Source organism: Pseudobutyrivibrio ruminis AD2017, assembly GCF_000424305.1.
GTDB lineage: Bacteria > Bacillota > Clostridia > Lachnospirales > Lachnospiraceae > Pseudobutyrivibrio > Pseudobutyrivibrio ruminis_B.
The window spans coordinates 141,504-159,039 of record NZ_AUJQ01000005.1 but is presented as its reverse complement, the minus strand read 5'-3'; the positions used below and the strand labels follow the sequence as shown (position 1 = coordinate 159,039).

Genomic DNA, 17,536 nt, shown 5'->3' with positions numbered 1-17,536 from the left:
TTTTTGCTCCTTAGTCTAGTTTTTTTTAGAATGGAGTATTATAGAGAGAATCTTGCAACAAAGTCCTGAAGCTCCTGTGCATTTCCTGCCAATCTGTCAGATGCCTGAGCAACCTCATAAGAAGATGCTGTCTGCTGCTCTGATGCTGCAGAAACGTTAGATGTCTCATCTGCTACTGCAATACTCATCTGCTCGATTTCATGTATGTTCTTAGCAATTGTATCTGTTCCACCTGAGAGCTGATCTACGATAGAACTCATTGTGTTTGATTCCTCTGAAATAGAGTTAACCATATTAACGATGTTGTTAAAGGTTTCACCGGCCTCGTTAACAAGGTCAGAACCGTTAACAACCTCTTCTGCGCCTTGACGCATAGCTGTAACAGCTTCCTGAGAATTCTTCATGATACCTGCAATAAGCTCGTTAATCTTCTGTGCTGCCTGGTTAGATTCGTCAGCAAGCTTTGAAATCTCGCTGGCAACAACTGCGAAGCCTTTACCCATCTCACCTGCTCTTGCAGCCTCGATTGAAGCGTTAAGAGAAAGCAGGTTAGTCTGGCTGGCAATTTCTGCAACAGTAACAACGAATTCATCGATGCTCTTAAGACTCTCGCCAAGGTCCTCAACAACATTTGCTGTATTTTCCACTGACTCTCTGATGGTATTCATCATCTCAGTTGCATTTGTCATATCAGCAGCGCCATTGATAGCTGCTTCATTTGTAGCCTTAATCATATCACCTGAACGATTGATAGCTTCCTTGAAGTTCTCCATGTTAGTAACGAAGGAATCTGTTTCATTACTAGCACCTGAAACCGCATTAATCTGTCCTGAGCAGGATGTTGCAACATTTGTACAAGATGTAGCAACCATTTCACTGGCTTCTGCCGACTGTGTAGCTGATGCTGAAAGCTCTTCAGATGCTGCTGCAACAGATGATGTAGTATCGGAAATCTGAAGCATAAGATTTCTTATATTAGAATGCATCAAATCAAGGGCTTCAGAAATAGCGCCGATTTCATTATTATGGGTTACAAGCTTTCTTACCTCTGCTATTTCGTCAGTTTCGGTAAAATCACTGTTGGACATTCTTACCATCTGATTTGTAGCAAGAGCGATTGGCTGAGTAATTCTTGAGCCAAAGTAGAAGGCTATAAACGCACCTACTGCTATAAGTACGATAAGAACAATAATTGTCTGTACCACACTTGCAATCAGAGCCTGGTGCTGATGAGCAACGAATTCCGTCTCAAGTGCCTCCAAATCATCAATCCACACACCTGTACCCATTACCCAGTCGAATGGCTCATAGTATGCTGTATAGTTAATCTTTGGAAGTTCTTCTGTTTCATTTGGCTTTGCAAACATAAGATGTGTATATCCACCGCCTTCTTGCAAACCGTTTTGAATCATCTGCTGGATGAATTTGTTTCCGCTGGAATCTGTTAAATCCCAACGTGACTGACCTTCTGTATCACGTCCAAGAAGAACAACGTTAACACCCTCAGAGGTATCAACCCAGAAATATCCATTACCCTCGTTATAACGAAGCTCTCTGATAATATCTGCAGATTCCTTCTTAGCCTGTTCTAGAGACATTTCCCCTGCCTGATATCTGGCATACATAACCTGGCAGATACTCATAGCTTCCTCAGTCTCATATCTAAGCTGATTTTCTACATCCTCCAATAAACGAGAACTGTAAGCCTCTGTGGATTCATTATTTGTCTTGATTGTATTAAAAATCGAAAACAATGTAATGATGCCTGCAGTGACGATTACCGCAGTAAGAATGACTGCCACTAATGTAGTTTTTAATGTTCCCCTTTTCTTAGTCCCATCCATCGTTCAGGTTCTCCTCCAATTAAGAAAATTGACTATAAAGCTAATTTAAAATATATCAGATATTATCTGATAATAATTTGTTTTCACAGATTATTCACTGATAATTTACAAAGAAAATATACTATATATAAAGGAGGATTATCCTATTGAGTAATACAGTAAATAAACAGGTATTTGAAGATAATGAAAGAGTTCACTCTAGGTTCGCTACTATTATGTTGTTGGTCATCATAGCTATATCTATTTTGATTGTCTTTCTTCTATATTATAGACTGTCGAAAAAATCTGGTAATAACCCATCGGCAGATTCTGGAGTTGAAGCGGTAACTTCAACCTCTATATCCATGGAGGATGCTGTATCCTATAGCACTGGCGGCATAACCTTTGCAATTCCTTCTAATTATGAGCAATCTGAATCACTAACCATTTCAGAAAATTCTACTATTATATTAGGAAATGAAGCATTAGACCATCTGTGGGTATCCTACTTTCTAAGTGAATCCGTCCTGTACGAAAAGATTGATGAATTGGCTGTTTCCATGGTGCCAGATGCTAAAAGGCTGTCATCAGAAACTACCTATATAGATGGCATCAAAACATTTCTGTACACCTACACCGGAACTATGGAGGAAAAACGGTACTACGCCCATGTGGCGATGATACTAAATACGGACAATAATCATGTAGTATATGCCGTATATGTTACACCTTATGATTCCGGCCGCGATATCGCAGATTTTAAGGCTCTTTTACAAGAAGCCAAAGAAACAGGCGACGATTCCTCTGGAAGCTCTAAAAGAGTGTATTATGTGGAGAACTAGTGATTGACGAATTAAGCAGTGATTGCCTGCAGAGATGGATACAATGATAACGACGGTGTAGCTGTCGCAATACAGAAATGGTTAGACCTCTAATCCCGAAGGATTAGAGGTCTTTTTTTAGATTACTTCTACAAGTTCAATTGTGAAATTAAGTTCTTTTCCTGCCATCTCATGATTAGCATCAAAAGTAATGTTAGTATCATCCTTGGCCACAACCTTTACAGGGAATGGTCTGCCGTATGGATCCTGTAAATATACCTGCTGACCTTCAACAAGCTCCTCTGAGCCTGGAAGCTCTGCAATTTCCATTGTAACGACTGCGTTCTCGTCACGCATTCCGTAAGCTTCTTCTGGCATAAGATGAACATCAACCTTCTCGCCAACTTCCATGTTAGCTACAGCCTTGTCAAAGCCCTTAATCATCATGCCTGCACCACAAACGAATTCAAGTGGTTCGCCTCTGTCGTATGATGAATCAAACTGTGTACCATCGTTAAATGTACCTCTGTAGTGTGTACGGCATGTCTTGCCAACGTTCTTGCCCTCGAATGCAGGCTTAGAATGGCATCCGCCACAACCAGAGTGACCGCCACAGCTGTGACCTTCTTCGTGGTCGCCACATGTATGGCCCTCACCGTGATGATCGCAGTTAACGCCTGTGTTGATAAGCTCACCCTTAAGGTATGCTTCTACTGCTGCATCAACATCTCCAGATGCGCCAGCGCAAAGTTCAATACCGTGTTCTGTAAGTGCAGCCTGAGCTCCACCGCCAATGCCTCCGCAAATAAGTACATCGATTGAATTATTGCTAAGAAGACCTGCTAAAGCACCGTGTCCCTGTCCGTCAGAACCGATAACCTGGGATGATACTACCTTGCCCTCTTCTACTTCGTAAATCTTAAACTGTTCTGTATGTCCAAAATGCTGGAACACCTGACCATTCTCATATGTAACTGCTATTCTCATGTTATACTCCTTCAAAACAAAAACTCTTGCTATTATACCCTCATTGTTATAATTTAGCAATAAATTTAAAAAGAGGCCTTAGGCCTCTTCGTAAAAATCTTCATATACAACAATGGTTACTACCGGTGAGTCCCACATGCTCATTTTTAATGAGGCATTTCCACGCTGATATATGTCTGAACGTATTGTATTTTTATCTATAATAAACTCTGAGCAGCATCTAGAATGATAAGTAAATGTGTTAGTGCTATCTGTATCCTGGTCGGCTTTAAGGTCACCCATGATACATTGTATTACCATACCATTTTCAAGAACCAAATCCATGTACTGGCCTGGTTCAGTATCAAATCTACTACCAACAGCTATTAAATATCTGTTATCCAATTTCATAAAACCGTCTTGGTCAGGAGTTGCTAATCTATTGATTTCGCCTGCCTCACCATATGTAATCCTGCTAGAGCGCTCGATGGTTTTTCCACCTTTATAGCTTACGGTCTTTCCAGTTACAGGATTTACGAAACTACTTGGTATATCATATTCAGTTCTTTCAACCTGTTCCTGGGCTGCCTCAGCCTCTTCATATGCTGCCTTATCACTTTCAATGATTTCTTCAGCAGCTTCATTCATTCCGTTAATAATTTCAATGTCTTCAATAGTTATTGTCTCTTCTACCTGAGTTTCGTTTACCTCAAGTGGCATTGCGTAGCTTCGTATGTAGCAGTAGCAATATCTAATTAATAATAGTGATGCGATTAAAGTTAAACTACAGGCCAGGCGGCCCGATCGAATGTCATTTGAATTGAATCCTCTCATAAAAATAACTACCTCTCTTTCACAAGGTCGGTAGTCTAACAAAAAAAATGACATCTAGCAACGGCTATATGTCATTTTTGTGGCAATTTTTCCATCGAAATAGCAGTGTGGCATTATGTGCTGTAACGCTACTAAATTAGCGTGCTACAGCACCCTTGCCGAACCCCTAAAAATGCTTATTTTGCAATGAATAAAAAATTTTTTCTTAATTTTTTTGTAACATCTGTAATATTTAATGAAATTTTTAGATAATGGGATGGGATTTTGTGAATCGACTACTATCTAGAATAGAATTTGCAATGCTGGGAGGTAGTGTTTTGTTAGTGGGCTACTATCTGCGGGGGATTTTAGGCGTTTAGATAGTAAGGGTTTCTCGGCAGGTTACTACCTATTGAGACTTTTAGTCCTGCAGATAGTAACGGGTGTTGACTGGGTTACTATCTGTGAGAGTTTTTATGACTATAGATAGTAAGGCATTTGTGCATGGCTACTATCTAGATACTATCTTTTAATCACAGATAGTAGTCAGTTGATTTTTGACTACTATCTGTGAAAGATTTTTTCTGTGTAGCTAGTAGGTATTTGTCTTACTTCAAATACTCCATAAAGAAGCTTTCAAGCTTATCAAATGGGATAACCTTCTTCTCGCCGCCGTCATACAAGTCGGTATGAACTGCGTCAGGGATGAGCATAAGTTCCTTGTTATCTGTGTATTTGCTGTCCTTAATCATGTTTGCATAAGCATCCTTTGAGAAATAGCAAGAATGGGCTTTTTCACCATGAACTAGGAGGACTGCGCTTCTAATTTCGTTAGAGTACTTGAGGATAGGCTGATTGACGAAAGATTCGCAGCCGATTACGTTCCAACCGCCGTTGGAATTAAGTGAACGCTTGTGATAGCCTCGTTCAGTCTTGTAATAATCATAATAATCTGCCACGAAGAATGGTGCATCCTCTGGAAGTGGATCTACCACTCCACCGCCTAACTTATAATCGCCATTTTTCAAATCTTCCAAACGCTGAGCACACATAGCCTTCTTTGCCTCGTAGCGGGCTTCCTCAGAATCTGCCGAATCAAAATATCCATTGGCATTTACTCTTGTCATATCGTACATAGTCATTGCTGCTGTAGCTTTGATTCTAGTATCAAGAGCTGCTGTGTTGATGGCCATTCCACCCCAGCCGCAAATACCGATTATGCCGATTCTTTCAGGGTCTACTTTTTCATTAAGTGAAAGGAAATCAACTGCTGCCATAAAATCCTCTGTATTGATGTCAGGGGATGCCATGTATCTAACGTTGCCACCGCTCTCACCTGTGAAGGATGGATCGAAGGCAATTGTAAGGAAACCTCTTTCTGCCATCTCCTGGGCATACAATCCAGAGCACTGCTCCTTCACTGCACCAAAAGGTCCTGAAACTGCGACGGCAGGAAGCTTTCCTGTAGCATTCTTTGGCACATACATATCTGCCGCAAGTGTGATGCCATATCGATTCACAAATGTCACCTTGCTATGCTCCACCTTATTGCTCTTAGGGAATGTCTTGTCCCATTCTGTCACTAATGTAAGTTCTTCTTTATTTATCATTGTCGTTCCTCCTTACTCCCATGTTAACTTTCCCGTTTTCTGGGCCACCTCGTAGCGGCCAATCTTATACTCTAGTTTTTCAAGAGCCATATCATATTTTTTTCTAGTCTCTAAGATTTGCTCTTTGGCTTCCTTTAGAAGATTAGTTCTAGCGTCGATTGTAGAATCGCCCTCCTGAAAAAGCTTCACGTATTCAATCAGCATTTCAACTGGTAAACCTGCATCACGCATGCAAACTGCATTCTCAACCCAGCCAAGATCCACTTCAGTGTAATCTCTGATACCTCCGGCAGTTCTGGAAACCGCAGGAATTACACCAACTCTTTCGTAATACCTTAGGGTATCTGCTGTTAAATTATATTTCTCACAGACTTCCTTAATTGTCATGACTTTGCCCTCCATGGTTTCACTATACACCTTGGAGCTAACTCCAAGTCAAGGGAGTTTTTGTGAATTTTTTAGTAACAATGACAACAAAAATAGAGGCCCACTCTGGGCCTCTACTGGAATCAAGCAAGCTTAGTGCTAACCAATCAACGACTTAATGTCATCTTCAACATTAGTAATGCCGGCAATGCCGAAGTTTTCAACCAACACATTAGCCACGTTTGGCGAAAGAAATGCTGGAAGTGTTGGTCCAAGATGGATGTTCTTTACGCCTAAATAAAGCAGTGCAAGAAGAACGATTACCGCCTTCTGCTCGTACCACGAAATGTTGTAAACAATTGGAAGGTCGTTGACGTCATCCAGCTCGAATACTTCCTTAAGCTTGAGGGCGATGAGGGCTAGTGAATATGAATCGTTGCACTGACCAGCGTCTAACACTCTTGGGATTCCGCCGATGTCGCCTAAATCAAGCTTGTTGTATTTGTACTTTGCGCAGCCTGCTGTGAGGATGACCGTATCCTTTGGAAGGGCCTGGGCAAATTCTGTATAATAGCTTCTGCTTTTAGCACGGCCGTCGCAGCCTGCCATTACAACGAACTTCTTGATAGCGCCAGATTTTACAGCGTCAACTACTTTATCTGCTAAAGCGAATACCTGCTCATGAGCGAAGCCGCCAGTGATTGTACCGGTTTCGATTTCTGTTGGTGCCTGGCAATTCTTTGCCATCTCGATGATTTCTGAAAAATCTTTTACCTCACCATATTTTCCGTCGATGTGCTTGCAGCCAGGGTAACCTGCCGCGCCAGTTGTGAACATTCTATCCTTGTAAGAATCAGCAGGTGGAACGATGCAGTTTGTAGTCATAAGGATTGGGCCGTTGAAGCTGGCAAACTCCTCCTTCTGCTTCCACCATGCGTTTCCGTAATTTCCAGCAAAGTTATCGTACTTTTTGAAGAATGGATAATAATGGGCAGGCAACATCTCAGAATGAGTGTACACATCAACCCCTGTGCCCTTGGTCTGCTCCAAAAGCATCTCCAAATCCTTCAGGTCATGACCTGAAATAAGGATTCCTGGATTGTTTCTTACACCGATGTTAACCTGTGTGATTTCAGGATTTCCGTAGGCAGATGTGTTGGCCTCGTCAAGAAGAGCCATTCCATCCACACCGTATTTTCCAGTTTCCAATGTGAGGGCCACCAAATCATCTACAGAAAGACTGTCATCAAGAGTTGCGGCGAGGGCCTTCTGAAGGAATGCATCCACCTCCACATTATCCTTAAGAAGTGCATTTGCATGCTTTGAATATGCAGCAAGTCCCTTGAGACCGTAGGTAATGAGCTCTCTTAATGAACGAATGTCTTCATTTTCTGTCGAAAGAACGCCTACTGTTTTTGCCTTCTCGTCAAAATCTGCCTTGGCGCCATTGTACATAGCAGCCTCTGGAAGATTAGCGCGAGCCTCAGCACTAAGCTGGCCCAATAACTCTTCTTTAATAGAAAGAGTCTCTTCGATTTTTGCAGCTATGGCATCATAATCGAAGTTTGCATTTGTGATTGTTGTGAATAAGTTCACTGATATTAGATGATTAACATCCTCTGCCACGGCCTTGCCCTCAGCGCGAAGTGCTGTGGTTACTGCGGAAATTCCCTTTGTTACGTATACAAGTAAATCCTGCAAATTGGCCACCTCAGGCTTCTTTCCACATACGCCAGACATTGTGCAACCTGCACATCCAGCTGTTTCCTGACATTGATAACAAAACATCTTATTTTCCATTGTTTGACTCCTTTGAAACGTGTTTTTTGATTCTGCAAGCACTATATACCAATCCCAAAGTCAAAATAGTTGCAAATGCAACTCCTTCCATCGTATGATTAAGGTAGTATATGATTGGAAGGTGAAATCTATGGAAAAAGAAATCAGCTATAACAAAGTGGAGCTTTTTGAAAACATTAAGGAGGCAGACCTGGACAAGCTGCTAGGATGCATCCGCTCCTTCAAAAAGGATTACCAAAGGGAACAGACCATTTATATGGAAACGGACAGCATCCCCTACGTTGGGATTGTGCTGAGCGGAAGCGTTCATATGATAAAGGAAGATATTTGGGGCAACAGCTCCCTGTTCACTTTCTACGGGCCTGGGGAATTGTTCGGCGAAAGCTTCGCGGTGCAAAAGGATATTTCCTCATCGGTTATATTCAAGGCCGCGCAAGATTCTAAGGTTTTGTTTTTGGCCGCTGCCAACATCATTCACACCTGTCCAAATGCCTGTGCTTTTCACGGGCAGATTGTCACAAACCTGTTTCATTTGCTGGGTTGTAAGAATCAGAAATTTATTAATAAGATAGAAATTCTCTCCAAGGGCAGCATCAGGGAAAAGCTGTTAGCCTACATCTCCCAGCTGGCTTTCGAGCAGAAATCAAAATATGTAAGCTCCCCTCTTTCGCGAGTGGCTTTGGCGGAATATTTGTCGGTGAACCGCAGCGCAATGATCCGCGAGCTATCGAAAATGAGGGATGATGGAATAATAGATTTTGACAAGGACACGTTTATAGTAAAGGATGGAACGCATGGAAAAGAACATAAAAGAGACTCTAAAAAATGAAAGCTTCGGCATGGGAATCGGCTCTGGAATTAAGGCTGCGCCACTGAAAAGGCAGGATGGTGCTGATGAGCAGTACCTTAGCCTAAAGCAGATTGAAAATCATCCTCTTAATATTTTTGCTTTGGAAAATGAAGCGATTTTAGCGGTACTCGGCGAGTTGCGCCAGGCCATGGAAACTCGCGGTAATCTGGTGGAGACGCTGGATAAGGCTAGAGAGATTGCTGTTCATTACGCCGAAAAGGGTGATTTGCTGTATCCTCTTCTTAAGCTAAAATACAGATTTGCTGGGCCAACAGATGTTATGTGGACCGTGGATGGTGAGATTCGTGACGAGATGAAAGTGCTATCTAACAGCGCCAAGGATTTCCCATCTCTTTTAGAGGATGAGGCTTGGAATCAGCGTCTGAATGCGGTTGTCACAAAGGCCGAGGAAATGATTTATAAGGAAGAAAATATCATCTATCCTCTTTGCGCTAAGAATTTTACTGAGGAAGAATGGCAGGATATTGCCAGAGATTTGGATGATTACAAGCAGTGCCTCATTGAAAAACGCCCTGCCTGGGAAAAGGCTACTCCTAAGAAAAAGATGGCTGAAATGGCTCAGTGCGAGGAAGTGATTAATCTTCCTTCCGGCAGTCTTACCGGAATTCAGCTGGATGCCATGCTAAACACCATTCCAATGGAGCTAACTTTTGTGGATGTGAACAATGTCAATAAATACTTCAACGACGGGGACGACATGAAGCTGTTCAAACGCCCGCTTATGGCATTAGACAGAGAGGTTTTCACTTGCCACCCACCTAAGTTCGAGCCTATGGTGCGTTCCATCATTGAAGATTTCCGCGCTGGAAATAGAAATTCCGTTGACGTATGGAGCAGCCGCGACAATCAGCCTGTGCTGATTAGATACATGGCTGTCAGAGATAAAGATAATAATTACGTGGGCACGCTGGAGTGCGTCCAGCCTATGGGATTTGCTGAGAAGCATTTTAGTAGGTAATCAAAGCTACAAGCCATAGGCTACAACGCCAACCACTGCCGATAAACAGATTAACAAAATCGGATTAATAGATTTATTCAAAAACTTCCTTGAGCCGAAGTAGATAAAAGCGATAGCAATAGTCAATCCAATGGTCAACATGTCTGGATTGGCTGCATCTGTTAATCCGCAGTTATTTGCAATCATACTAAGGCCAGTTACCAGGATGATTCCGATAATGCAGGCCTTTAGCCCAGTAAGCCCAGCCTTTACATATTTGTTTTCAAGGATTTTGCTCATGACTACCATGATAAGCAGAATGATAAAAAAGGCTGGCAGCACAACGGTTATTGTAGCTATGGCCGCGCCTAGCACTCCGCCCTTTTCACTTCCCACATAAGTAGCCATGTTTACCATGATTGGCCCAGGGGTGCTTTCGCTAATGGCAATCATGTAGGCTAGCATATCATCATCCAGCCAACCGTGGGCCATTACCACATCCCTGATAAGAGGGATGGCTGCATAGGCACCTCCAAATGAAAATAATCCTACTTCAAGGAAGCCAATAAAAAGATCTAAAAATATCATCTCTTTGTACTCTCCCCTTTCAGAATATCTTCCACAGCGAACACTCCCACTCCCACAATGGCAAATGCAAGCATTAATACCATCGATGAGATGTTAAGTGCAAACAGATTTATGGCGAGCATTAAAATGATTGAAACGCTAACCAGCACAATCTGCACTGGTGTCTTCTTCATTTTCTTAATCATTTTGATGGCCGCATCAACGATAAGAATTCCTACTGCGATTTTGATTCCCTTGAATGCATTTACCACCCAGGTGATTTCAAGGAATTGATTCAAGAATCTTGAAATTAAATAAATGATTATGAAAGATGGCAGCACCATCCCTATTGTGGAAACAATGGCGCCTGGCAATTTGCCTTTTTTGTATCCAATGAAGGTAGAGCAGTTGATTGCAATTGGTCCTGGTGTGGACTCTGCAATTACCACAACCGTCATCATCTCATCATGTGTTATCCACTTTTTCTTTTCCACGCATGTATTCTCGATAAGAGGAATCATGGCGTAACCTCCACCAAAGGTGAACATACCGATTTTAGCGAAGGTTAATAATAAATCTAATAGTACGGGCAAAATTACGCCTCCTTATGCTAAATCAGCTCTCCACTGAAATGCTGAATTTCGTGCTGAATAATCTGAGCTGTAAATCCGCTATATCTTCCATGCTTAGGCTGGAAGTTCTGGTCCAGATAATCTACTTCGATTTCGTCGTATCTGACACATGGCCTAACGCCATCTAGTGATAAGCAGCTTTCCTCGGTCTCATATTTGCCGCTCTTTTTGGTAATCACAGGATTTACCATTGGAAAGACGAATGGCCCAGCCGCTACCACAATGATTTGCTTTTTCACGCCAATCATATTCGCCGCCATGCCAACGCATCTATCTAAATTTGCTTTTAATGTGTCCATCAAATCTACAATCACCTGGGCGTCCGCCTCTGTGGCTGGCTCGCTCTTTTGTTGTAGGAAGATTTGATCTTTTACTATTTGTTTTACCATAATGACCTCACATAATTTAGTACTGCACCACAAATCCTCTCTCATCCTCTTCCACAGGAATCTTTGCCTTCCTCAAATCATAAATATCAATGTATCTATCATTTGCCAAGGATTTCAAAAACATATAGATTTCCTGCTCTGAGCCCTGGATTTCTACAGTGACTGAACCATCGTATTCATTTTTCACGTACCCTGTCAGGCGATATTGGTCTGCAATATAATTTGCCTTATATCTAAATCCAACTCCCTGTACACGACCAGTGAAGACCATGTGGTATCTTACTAATTCTTTCATTTTAAAATCCCTACATAACTATATAGCTTCATCAATTTTATCAATCAATGTAATATCGGCTGGAAGCCAGTCAACATCTCCAAGTTGCTCCTTGGTAAGCCACTTTGCAGCCTCATGCTCTTTAAGGACTAAATCTCCGCTAACGATTTCTGACCAGAAGCAGTCCATTGAAAGGTGGAAAGTTGGATAATCGTACTCGATAGTATCAATCAGCTCTCCAACACTAATTTCTGTATCAAGCTCCTCCATGATTTCACGTTTAAGCGCTTCCTGTGGAGTCTCGCCTTCTTCTATTTTTCCGCCTGGAAATTCCCAGCCATCTTTGTAATCTCCATAGCCTCGCTGAGTAGCAAAGATTATTGGTTTGTTTTGTTCATTCTCAGCTTTAATTACTGCTGCAACTACTCTTATTGTTTTCATAAACAGTTCTCCTTTTAAACACTCACTATATAGTCATATACATCATCTCTAACAGGTTCATCTAATATCCATTCGATTTCAACTGCAGTTTTCTTCGTGTTAGCCATTGTAAATTCTTTTGCATAACCGCTAGGTGTCATTCGACCTAAATAATAGAATTCCTTCGAACCTTTGTCATCTTTATTCTTTCTAACAAACAGTTCAACCCGTATACCAAGTTCTTTACTGTTAAGAAAGTTTTGAACATCATTCGATGCAATTTTACGTCCTGACTTCGATATTGCTATCAATGTTTTATTACTTGTAAAACGGTCCTCATACTTTGTAGTATCACTTATGTCATCATCTTTCTCATAATTTATAAAAACAGGGAAAGTATTTGTTTTCTGATTAAATTTATATCCACCAATATTTGTTGGGACCTCATTATTTTCCCAATTAAGCAATCTACAAACATCTTCATATGTATACTTCTGATAAAGTACAAGATCTGTATCTAAATATGACTTACTGTAGTCCCTCTCATATCTACTTATTCCAAAATCAATAAGTTCTTTGAGTATGTTATAAAACTCTTTATTCTTAAGCATTTCCATGAAAGAAGCACTTGGCATATAATCAGACTCATCCTTTTCCAGAAAAACACAATCAGAATACGTCTGCTTTCCTGAGCCAGAAGGAAACTCATTGGTCATTACATTAACTATGTTTTCAGCTTGGTCTTTTGAAAGATTTTTACCATAATCATGCTTTAAATCTTCAGCCAACCCATGCATAAGGTGTCTCAATGGCTCATTATTAATATATGCAAGCATACGTTTTAATAGTCTAAGCTCCTGGATTCTCTTTCCATTTGCCAATTTTTTCGAAACAAATTCAATCATCTTCTCTTCCTTATCGGAAAGACGTATTGTATATTCCTTTTCGTACTTAACCAAGAATTTATAATAGGAACCTAAACTATTATTATCAAATATTCTGAGCACATCCATCTCACCATAATCGTCAAAATCTTTTAGTGCTGGAATGTGACCAAGTTTATTCTTTAAATTTGTATAATTTTCTTTTATTAACTTAATGTCACTAAAATTAGCTTTATCAACAGAATCAAAGATTCTCTTTCTACTTATCTCATCAAAATGAACAGTGGACGCACCTGGAATTACTCTACCACCTTCCATAACGTATCTACGAATATTATCCTTGTTATAAGTACGGTCACCAGAAAGAGCTATCGGAATCATAAAGTTATTATTATAATTTCCAATGAAATCAATAATTACAACGTATTCCTTTCCCGCTGCTTTTCTAAGGCCTCGTCCAAGCTGTTGGATAAACACTATAGGTGATTGTGTAGGGCGAAGCATTACGACCTGATTTACTTCTACAATATCTACACCTTCATTTAAGATTTCGTAAGAAAAGATATAATCAAGTGGTTGTATATCCTCTGTGGCATCGGACTCATCCATAGCCAATCTCTCAAACGCCTCTTGTCGCGCATCCTCACTTGCATCACCATTTAATGCGATAGTTCTATATTTTCGCCCTGTATCAGGATTAATCATCTGATTAAACTTTGCAGACAACGTTTTAGACTCTTCTATTCCGCTGCAAAAGATTAATCCTTTTACCTTATCACCACTGAAACCATAATACTGAGTCTGCTCAATAATATGCTTAACTCGTTCATCACTTGTTAAAACACTAAAATCTCTATGTGCAGATTCATCATCGCCAATGATAGAAATATCTTTTATTCCAAAATAATGAAATGGGCATAAAAGATTTTCTTCCATAGCCTGCTGTAATCTTATTTCATAAGCAATTTGGTAATTAAAGATTTCATATATATTACGCCCCTCAATATTATCATCTCTTTTGTCAGGTGTAGCTGTCATTCCAAGCCATAAACTAGGCGTAAAATAATCCATAACTTTCTTATATGAATCCGCAGCTGCGTGATGAGCTTCATCAAATATTATGCAGTCAAAGGCATCGGGTGCAAATTGCTGAAGTGACTCATCCTTGCTCATAGTCTGAATCATTGCAAATATATAGTCTTTGTCTTTATTTTCATCAACAGAATGTCCCGCACCTATTATTCCTGTTGTAATAGTTTTTCCAAAAATTCTCTTATATGATTTTTCTGTCTGTCTAGCTAGTTGTCCTCTATGAACAAGAAACAAAACCCTTTTGAATCTCATTTCTCTCATAGCAAATGCTGAAGCGTAGGTCTTACCAGTTCCAGTGGCAGAAATCAGTAATGCACGATTTTCATTAGCATCAACAATCTTCTTAAGATTTGTGATAAAGCCTACCTGCATACTATTTGGCTTTAACTTATAACTCTCAATTGATGTAACTTCATTTTGTTTGGCAATCCTTTGTTGCTCTTTAACAATCTTATATGCTTGTGTATAGTTTTCATAAAACTCGTCAAAATTCAAAGCATACTGGGAATTCCATAAATCGTTAAATTCCGCAACTATCTCCTGCGCAACTTCACCCTGTTCCGTAGATACGATTTTAGTATTCCACTCTTTGTTACTTGTAAGGGCAAACTTTGTAATATTAGAACTGCCAATTATTATTCTATATATTTCATCCTTCTTAAAGATATATCCTTTAGTATGGAATCCTTCTTCAGCAGCATTCACATCATACATACGAATTTCTATATTGCTAAATTCATTAAGTTTTTTTAGAGCCTTAGGCTCGCTAAAGTTAAGATAGTTTGTTGTAAGGATTTTACCCGGAATATTCTTCTCTTGAAGTTCTTTTAGGATTTGAAGTAATGGTGCAATTCCAGCCATCGTAATAAATGCGACGCTTATTTGAAAACTATCACATGCAGAAAGCTCATCCTCTATGGATGAGATAACCTTCTTTCCTTCTTTATAATTGTTAGATACAAACTGTGGTCTATATGCAAGATTAGAGACTACATTTCCATCTATATATGCTGTCTGTAATCCAAGTTTTACTTCCTCAATGTTGGCCATACATTTCTCCCGATCTTTATATTATCAATAAATAAAGAATTTCTTTTATTATATCCAGCTACAAAAATCATTCATAGTCTTCATCCGAATCAAACCCAAAGTATAGCATTTCATTATACTTGGCATTGGCGGCTTCGCTGGCCTTCTTTTCTCGCCATCTGTCTATATCGCTACAAATAGCAAGAGCCTCATCCACTATAAGCTCGGCTGAATTAGGCTTTACATTATAAAGATATGCCATCATCCTTTCCATTGCCTTTGGACTACCCAGCATCTTTGCAATCTGCTCTCCAAGCTCATCTGGAAAGCCTAGGCTCCTTATGGCCTGAACCAGCTCATCCCTGCTTTTTGCCCATTCTCCTTTAAAATCCATTCTGCCTCCTAAATAGTGAACTTCTCACTTCTTTCTACTTCTTTCTATTTTAATACTTGCGCGTTTAGATTTGAAGTAATTATCTGCCTCTGCTAAAATAATCCCCATGAAAAACTTTGAGAAACTAATAAATGAATCACTACAAGAAGTGACACGCATCGGCATAAAGCCAGGTGTCATCGTAACATGGACTATAAATAAAAGAGCTAAAACAAGATGGGGACTTTGCAAGCAAAATCCAGATAAGACTTTTGAAATTCAGATTGCTGAGAAGCTACTTATTGATGATAGAATCTCCGAAATGGCCTGCAAGGAAACTATCATCCACGAAATACTTCACACCTGCAAAGGATGCATGAAGCATACTGGCAGATGGAAGTATTACGCGGAAGTTATGAATCAGGTCTATGGTTATAACATCAAGCGCGTTACCACCGGTGCAGAAAAAGGTGTTGAAGAATATACATCACAACATTCTATGGCCATCAAATACATTTTTACCTGTGAAAACTGTGGTGCCACCATATATCGTAAACGCGATAGTCGTTTCACAAGAAATTATCGTAAATACGGTTGTGCAAGATGTGGCGCTGTAGCCTGGAAGAAAGAGTTGGCATAATTAAAGCTCTGACAAAGGCTTGAAATCTAACTTTGTATAATCTTCTGATGCCGCCTCACGTGACTGGAATTCATCTTCCGATACGTTTTCCCATTCATCCTCTGTGTAGCTTGTAAACCAAGGCTGATCTTCATTTTCGTATGCATCAATCTTGGTTCCCCATTGGTAAACCATTTCTGTTGAATTTGGCTCCAGGCAATAAACAAGCTTGCCATTTTCCAGCGCACCGCTTGAGTATTCATTTACAATCATACCGCCATCATAAATATAAAATCTATTTCTAGCTGTACCTGAAATTACGTGAGTAGGAAGGCCGTCAACCATTGTATATATGTCGTAAATAGACCCCTTCAGCTCGTCATCCATAAGACTTCCAACAAAAAGTTCATCTATTCCATCTTTGTCAGTGTCGTAATATGCAAAGCCGATATTTGAAAGGCTATCCTGACCAAGGCTATAAAATTCTGGGCTCATGCTATTCTGTTCAAATAAATTTGCATCCCAACCCTCTTCAAATGCCTTCTTATAATTTAAAATGATATTTCCATAAAGGTCTTCGCCCTTTGTACCTGCAAGGTATTCAAATGTTGCACCGTCTACGCCTGTCATACCAGCAAGAATGTCCTCGGTTGAATCATACAACTTTTGGAAGTCATCTGGCATCTCGGTATATTTTTCGTAATCCCACTGAACTTCTGTGGCTTGGCCAAGTACTACTTCGTAACGCTTACCATCTGCATCTGTCAATTCGCCCTTTTTTGTATAAGGTCCACCAGCAAATTCGGATGGAAGTGGTCTTGCCCAAATCGTAAATACCATTCCATCAAAACCAGCATCTTTTGATTCTTTGTGATAGATAGTAATCTGATCATCCTTAACATCCGATACGTAGACGCCCTCTAAATCTGCAGGCATGGTAATTTCAAAAAGTTTGTTTGAAATCTTTTCTCCTGCCGCGGTATTTTCTGCTGTGTTTTCTGTCGCCTGGGTTTCGGTTGTTTTTGTCTCCTGCGCATTATCAGCTTTATCTGCGCCACATGCTGAAAGTAATAGCATAGAGCAAATAATTAATGCAATTCCCTTATTTTTCATACTGTTTCTCCTCGTGTAAATATTATTGGGCACTAAAGCCATATACAATATTATCATAACGGGATTCACAATCTAGTCTCCAAACGCAAAGTTCATTATAAGTTCATACTTTCAGTTTTTTGCAGCTCTATATATTC

Annotated in this window: 18 protein-coding genes; 4 read left to right on the top strand and 14 right to left on the bottom strand. The window is 40.2% G+C overall.

All coding sequences use genetic code 11. The features are described 5' to 3' along the window. Positions 1–38: 38 nt before the first annotated feature. Positions 39–1,844, bottom strand: coding sequence for a methyl-accepting chemotaxis protein (locus G611_RS0104300; RefSeq protein WP_028242583.1), 1,806 nt, complete (start codon positions 1,842–1,844; stop codon positions 39–41). A 146-nt stretch (positions 1,845–1,990) separates the two neighbouring features. On the opposite strand from G611_RS0104300, the gene G611_RS0104295 reads away from it, so the two are divergent. After that, positions 1,991–2,665 (top strand): hypothetical protein, encoded by a 675-nt coding sequence (locus G611_RS0104295; RefSeq protein ID WP_028242582.1) that lies wholly within the window; start codon positions 1,991–1,993, stop codon positions 2,663–2,665. Between the two features lie 117 nt (positions 2,666–2,782). Here G611_RS0104295 and G611_RS0104290 read toward each other — a convergent pair whose 3' ends face one another. The 5 genes from G611_RS0104290 to hcp all read right to left on the bottom strand — a co-directional run bounded on the left by G611_RS0104290 (position 2,783) and on the right by hcp (position 8,199). Next, positions 2,783–3,631, bottom strand: coding sequence for an FKBP-type peptidyl-prolyl cis-trans isomerase (locus G611_RS0104290; RefSeq protein WP_028242581.1), 849 nt, complete (start codon positions 3,629–3,631; stop codon positions 2,783–2,785). A 78-nt stretch (positions 3,632–3,709) separates the two neighbouring features. Then, positions 3,710–4,444, bottom strand: coding sequence for a hypothetical protein (locus G611_RS0104285; protein WP_155942242.1), 735 nt, complete (start codon positions 4,442–4,444; stop codon positions 3,710–3,712). Positions 4,445–5,031: 587 nt separating this feature from the next. Further along, the gene (locus G611_RS0104280) at positions 5,032–6,033 is read right to left on the bottom strand and encodes an alpha/beta hydrolase (RefSeq protein ID WP_028242579.1); all 1,002 of its coding nucleotides are present in this window, start codon (positions 6,031–6,033) and stop codon (positions 5,032–5,034) included. Positions 6,034–6,045: 12 nt separating this feature from the next. Continuing rightward, a complete protein-coding gene (locus G611_RS0104275; RefSeq protein WP_028242578.1) occupies positions 6,046–6,420 on the bottom strand; it encodes a MerR family transcriptional regulator in 375 nt (124 codons plus the stop codon). A gap of 138 nt (positions 6,421–6,558) precedes the next feature. Then, on the bottom strand, positions 6,559–8,199 hold the full coding sequence (hcp, locus tag G611_RS0104270) for a hydroxylamine reductase (protein WP_028242577.1): 1,641 nt from the start codon (positions 8,197–8,199) through the stop codon (positions 6,559–6,561). Positions 8,200–8,329: 130 nt separating this feature from the next. On the opposite strand from hcp, the gene G611_RS0104265 reads away from it, so the two are divergent. Next, positions 8,330–9,028: a Crp/Fnr family transcriptional regulator gene (locus tag G611_RS0104265; RefSeq protein ID WP_028242576.1), complete on the top strand. Its 699-nt coding sequence runs from the start codon at positions 8,330–8,332 to the stop codon at positions 9,026–9,028. Continuing rightward, positions 8,994–10,028 carry a PAS domain-containing protein gene (locus G611_RS0104260; RefSeq protein WP_051195055.1) on the top strand — a complete coding sequence of 345 codons (1,035 nt, stop codon included), beginning with the start codon at positions 8,994–8,996 and terminating at the stop codon, positions 10,026–10,028. Before G611_RS0104265 ends, G611_RS0104260 begins: the two co-directional genes overlap by 35 nt. A 6-nt stretch (positions 10,029–10,034) precedes the next feature. Here G611_RS0104260 and G611_RS0104255 read toward each other — a convergent pair whose 3' ends face one another. From G611_RS0104255 to G611_RS0104225, 7 genes are all read right to left on the bottom strand, one after another. Continuing rightward, entirely contained in the window at positions 10,035–10,595 is a 561-nt protein-coding gene (locus tag G611_RS0104255; RefSeq protein ID WP_028242574.1) for a chromate transporter, read from the bottom strand. Beyond that, positions 10,592–11,167 carry a chromate transporter gene (locus G611_RS0104250; protein WP_028242573.1) on the bottom strand — a complete coding sequence of 192 codons (576 nt, stop codon included), beginning with the start codon at positions 11,165–11,167 and terminating at the stop codon, positions 10,592–10,594. Before G611_RS0104250 ends, G611_RS0104255 begins: the two co-directional genes overlap by 4 nt. Positions 11,168–11,184: 17 nt before the next feature. After that, complete coding sequence (locus G611_RS0104245; protein ID WP_028242572.1) at positions 11,185–11,595, bottom strand: peptide deformylase; 411 nt, start codon at positions 11,593–11,595, stop codon at positions 11,185–11,187. A 16-nt stretch (positions 11,596–11,611) separates the two neighbouring features. Then, positions 11,612–11,890 (bottom strand): acylphosphatase, encoded by a 279-nt coding sequence (locus G611_RS0104240; RefSeq protein WP_028242571.1) that lies wholly within the window; start codon positions 11,888–11,890, stop codon positions 11,612–11,614. 18 nt (positions 11,891–11,908) lie between these two features. Next, a complete protein-coding gene (locus tag G611_RS0104235; protein ID WP_028242570.1) occupies positions 11,909–12,310 on the bottom strand; it encodes a (deoxy)nucleoside triphosphate pyrophosphohydrolase in 402 nt (133 codons plus the stop codon). Positions 12,311–12,324: 14 nt separating this feature from the next. Further along, positions 12,325–15,315: a DUF3427 domain-containing protein gene (locus G611_RS0104230; RefSeq protein WP_028242569.1), complete on the bottom strand. Its 2,991-nt coding sequence runs from the start codon at positions 15,313–15,315 to the stop codon at positions 12,325–12,327. Positions 15,316–15,382: 67 nt separating this feature from the next. Beyond that, positions 15,383–15,688, bottom strand: coding sequence for a hypothetical protein (locus G611_RS0104225; RefSeq protein ID WP_028242568.1), 306 nt, complete (start codon positions 15,686–15,688; stop codon positions 15,383–15,385). A gap of 106 nt (positions 15,689–15,794) precedes the next feature. Here G611_RS0104225 and G611_RS15165 point away from each other — a divergent pair, with 106 nt between their 5' ends. Then, positions 15,795–16,307 carry a SprT-like domain-containing protein gene (locus tag G611_RS15165; RefSeq protein ID WP_051195054.1) on the top strand — a complete coding sequence of 171 codons (513 nt, stop codon included), beginning with the start codon at positions 15,795–15,797 and terminating at the stop codon, positions 16,305–16,307. On the opposite strand, the gene G611_RS0104215 is transcribed toward G611_RS15165, so the two are convergent. Then, positions 16,308–17,399: a hypothetical protein gene (locus tag G611_RS0104215; protein WP_028242566.1), complete on the bottom strand. Its 1,092-nt coding sequence runs from the start codon at positions 17,397–17,399 to the stop codon at positions 16,308–16,310. Positions 17,400–17,536: the final 137 nt, after the last annotated feature.

What these genes read in the sequence shown, in the direction of transcription:
- G611_RS0104290 (WP_028242581.1), bottom strand. Translation starts at nt 3,631, where the DNA reads ATGAGAATAGCAGTTACATATGAGAATGGTCAGGTGTTCCAGCATTTT.
- G611_RS0104265 (WP_028242576.1), top strand. Translation starts at nt 8,330, where the DNA reads ATGGAAAAAGAAATCAGCTATAACAAAGTGGAGCTTTTTGAAAACATT.
- G611_RS15165 (WP_051195054.1), top strand. Translation starts at nt 15,795, where the DNA reads ATGAAAAACTTTGAGAAACTAATAAATGAATCACTACAAGAAGTGACA.
- G611_RS0104225 (WP_028242568.1), bottom strand. Translation starts at nt 15,688, where the DNA reads ATGGATTTTAAAGGAGAATGGGCAAAAAGCAGGGATGAGCTGGTTCAG.
- G611_RS0104275 (WP_028242578.1), bottom strand. Translation starts at nt 6,420, where the DNA reads ATGACAATTAAGGAAGTCTGTGAGAAATATAATTTAACAGCAGATACC.
- hcp (WP_028242577.1), bottom strand. Translation starts at nt 8,199, where the DNA reads ATGGAAAATAAGATGTTTTGTTATCAATGTCAGGAAACAGCTGGATGT.
- G611_RS0104280 (WP_028242579.1), bottom strand. Translation starts at nt 6,033, where the DNA reads ATGATAAATAAAGAAGAACTTACATTAGTGACAGAATGGGACAAGACA.
- G611_RS0104215 (WP_028242566.1), bottom strand. Translation starts at nt 17,399, where the DNA reads ATGAAAAATAAGGGAATTGCATTAATTATTTGCTCTATGCTATTACTT.
- G611_RS0104300 (WP_028242583.1), bottom strand. Translation starts at nt 1,844, where the DNA reads ATGGATGGGACTAAGAAAAGGGGAACATTAAAAACTACATTAGTGGCA.
- G611_RS0104260 (WP_051195055.1), top strand. Translation starts at nt 8,994, where the DNA reads ATGGAAAAGAACATAAAAGAGACTCTAAAAAATGAAAGCTTCGGCATG.
- G611_RS0104245 (WP_028242572.1), bottom strand. Translation starts at nt 11,595, where the DNA reads ATGGTAAAACAAATAGTAAAAGATCAAATCTTCCTACAACAAAAGAGC.
- G611_RS0104240 (WP_028242571.1), bottom strand. Translation starts at nt 11,890, where the DNA reads ATGAAAGAATTAGTAAGATACCACATGGTCTTCACTGGTCGTGTACAG.
- G611_RS0104235 (WP_028242570.1), bottom strand. Translation starts at nt 12,310, where the DNA reads ATGAAAACAATAAGAGTAGTTGCAGCAGTAATTAAAGCTGAGAATGAA.
- G611_RS0104255 (WP_028242574.1), bottom strand. Translation starts at nt 10,595, where the DNA reads ATGATATTTTTAGATCTTTTTATTGGCTTCCTTGAAGTAGGATTATTT.
- G611_RS0104230 (WP_028242569.1), bottom strand. Translation starts at nt 15,315, where the DNA reads ATGGCCAACATTGAGGAAGTAAAACTTGGATTACAGACAGCATATATA.
- G611_RS0104285 (WP_155942242.1), bottom strand. Translation starts at nt 4,444, where the DNA reads ATGAGAGGATTCAATTCAAATGACATTCGATCGGGCCGCCTGGCCTGT.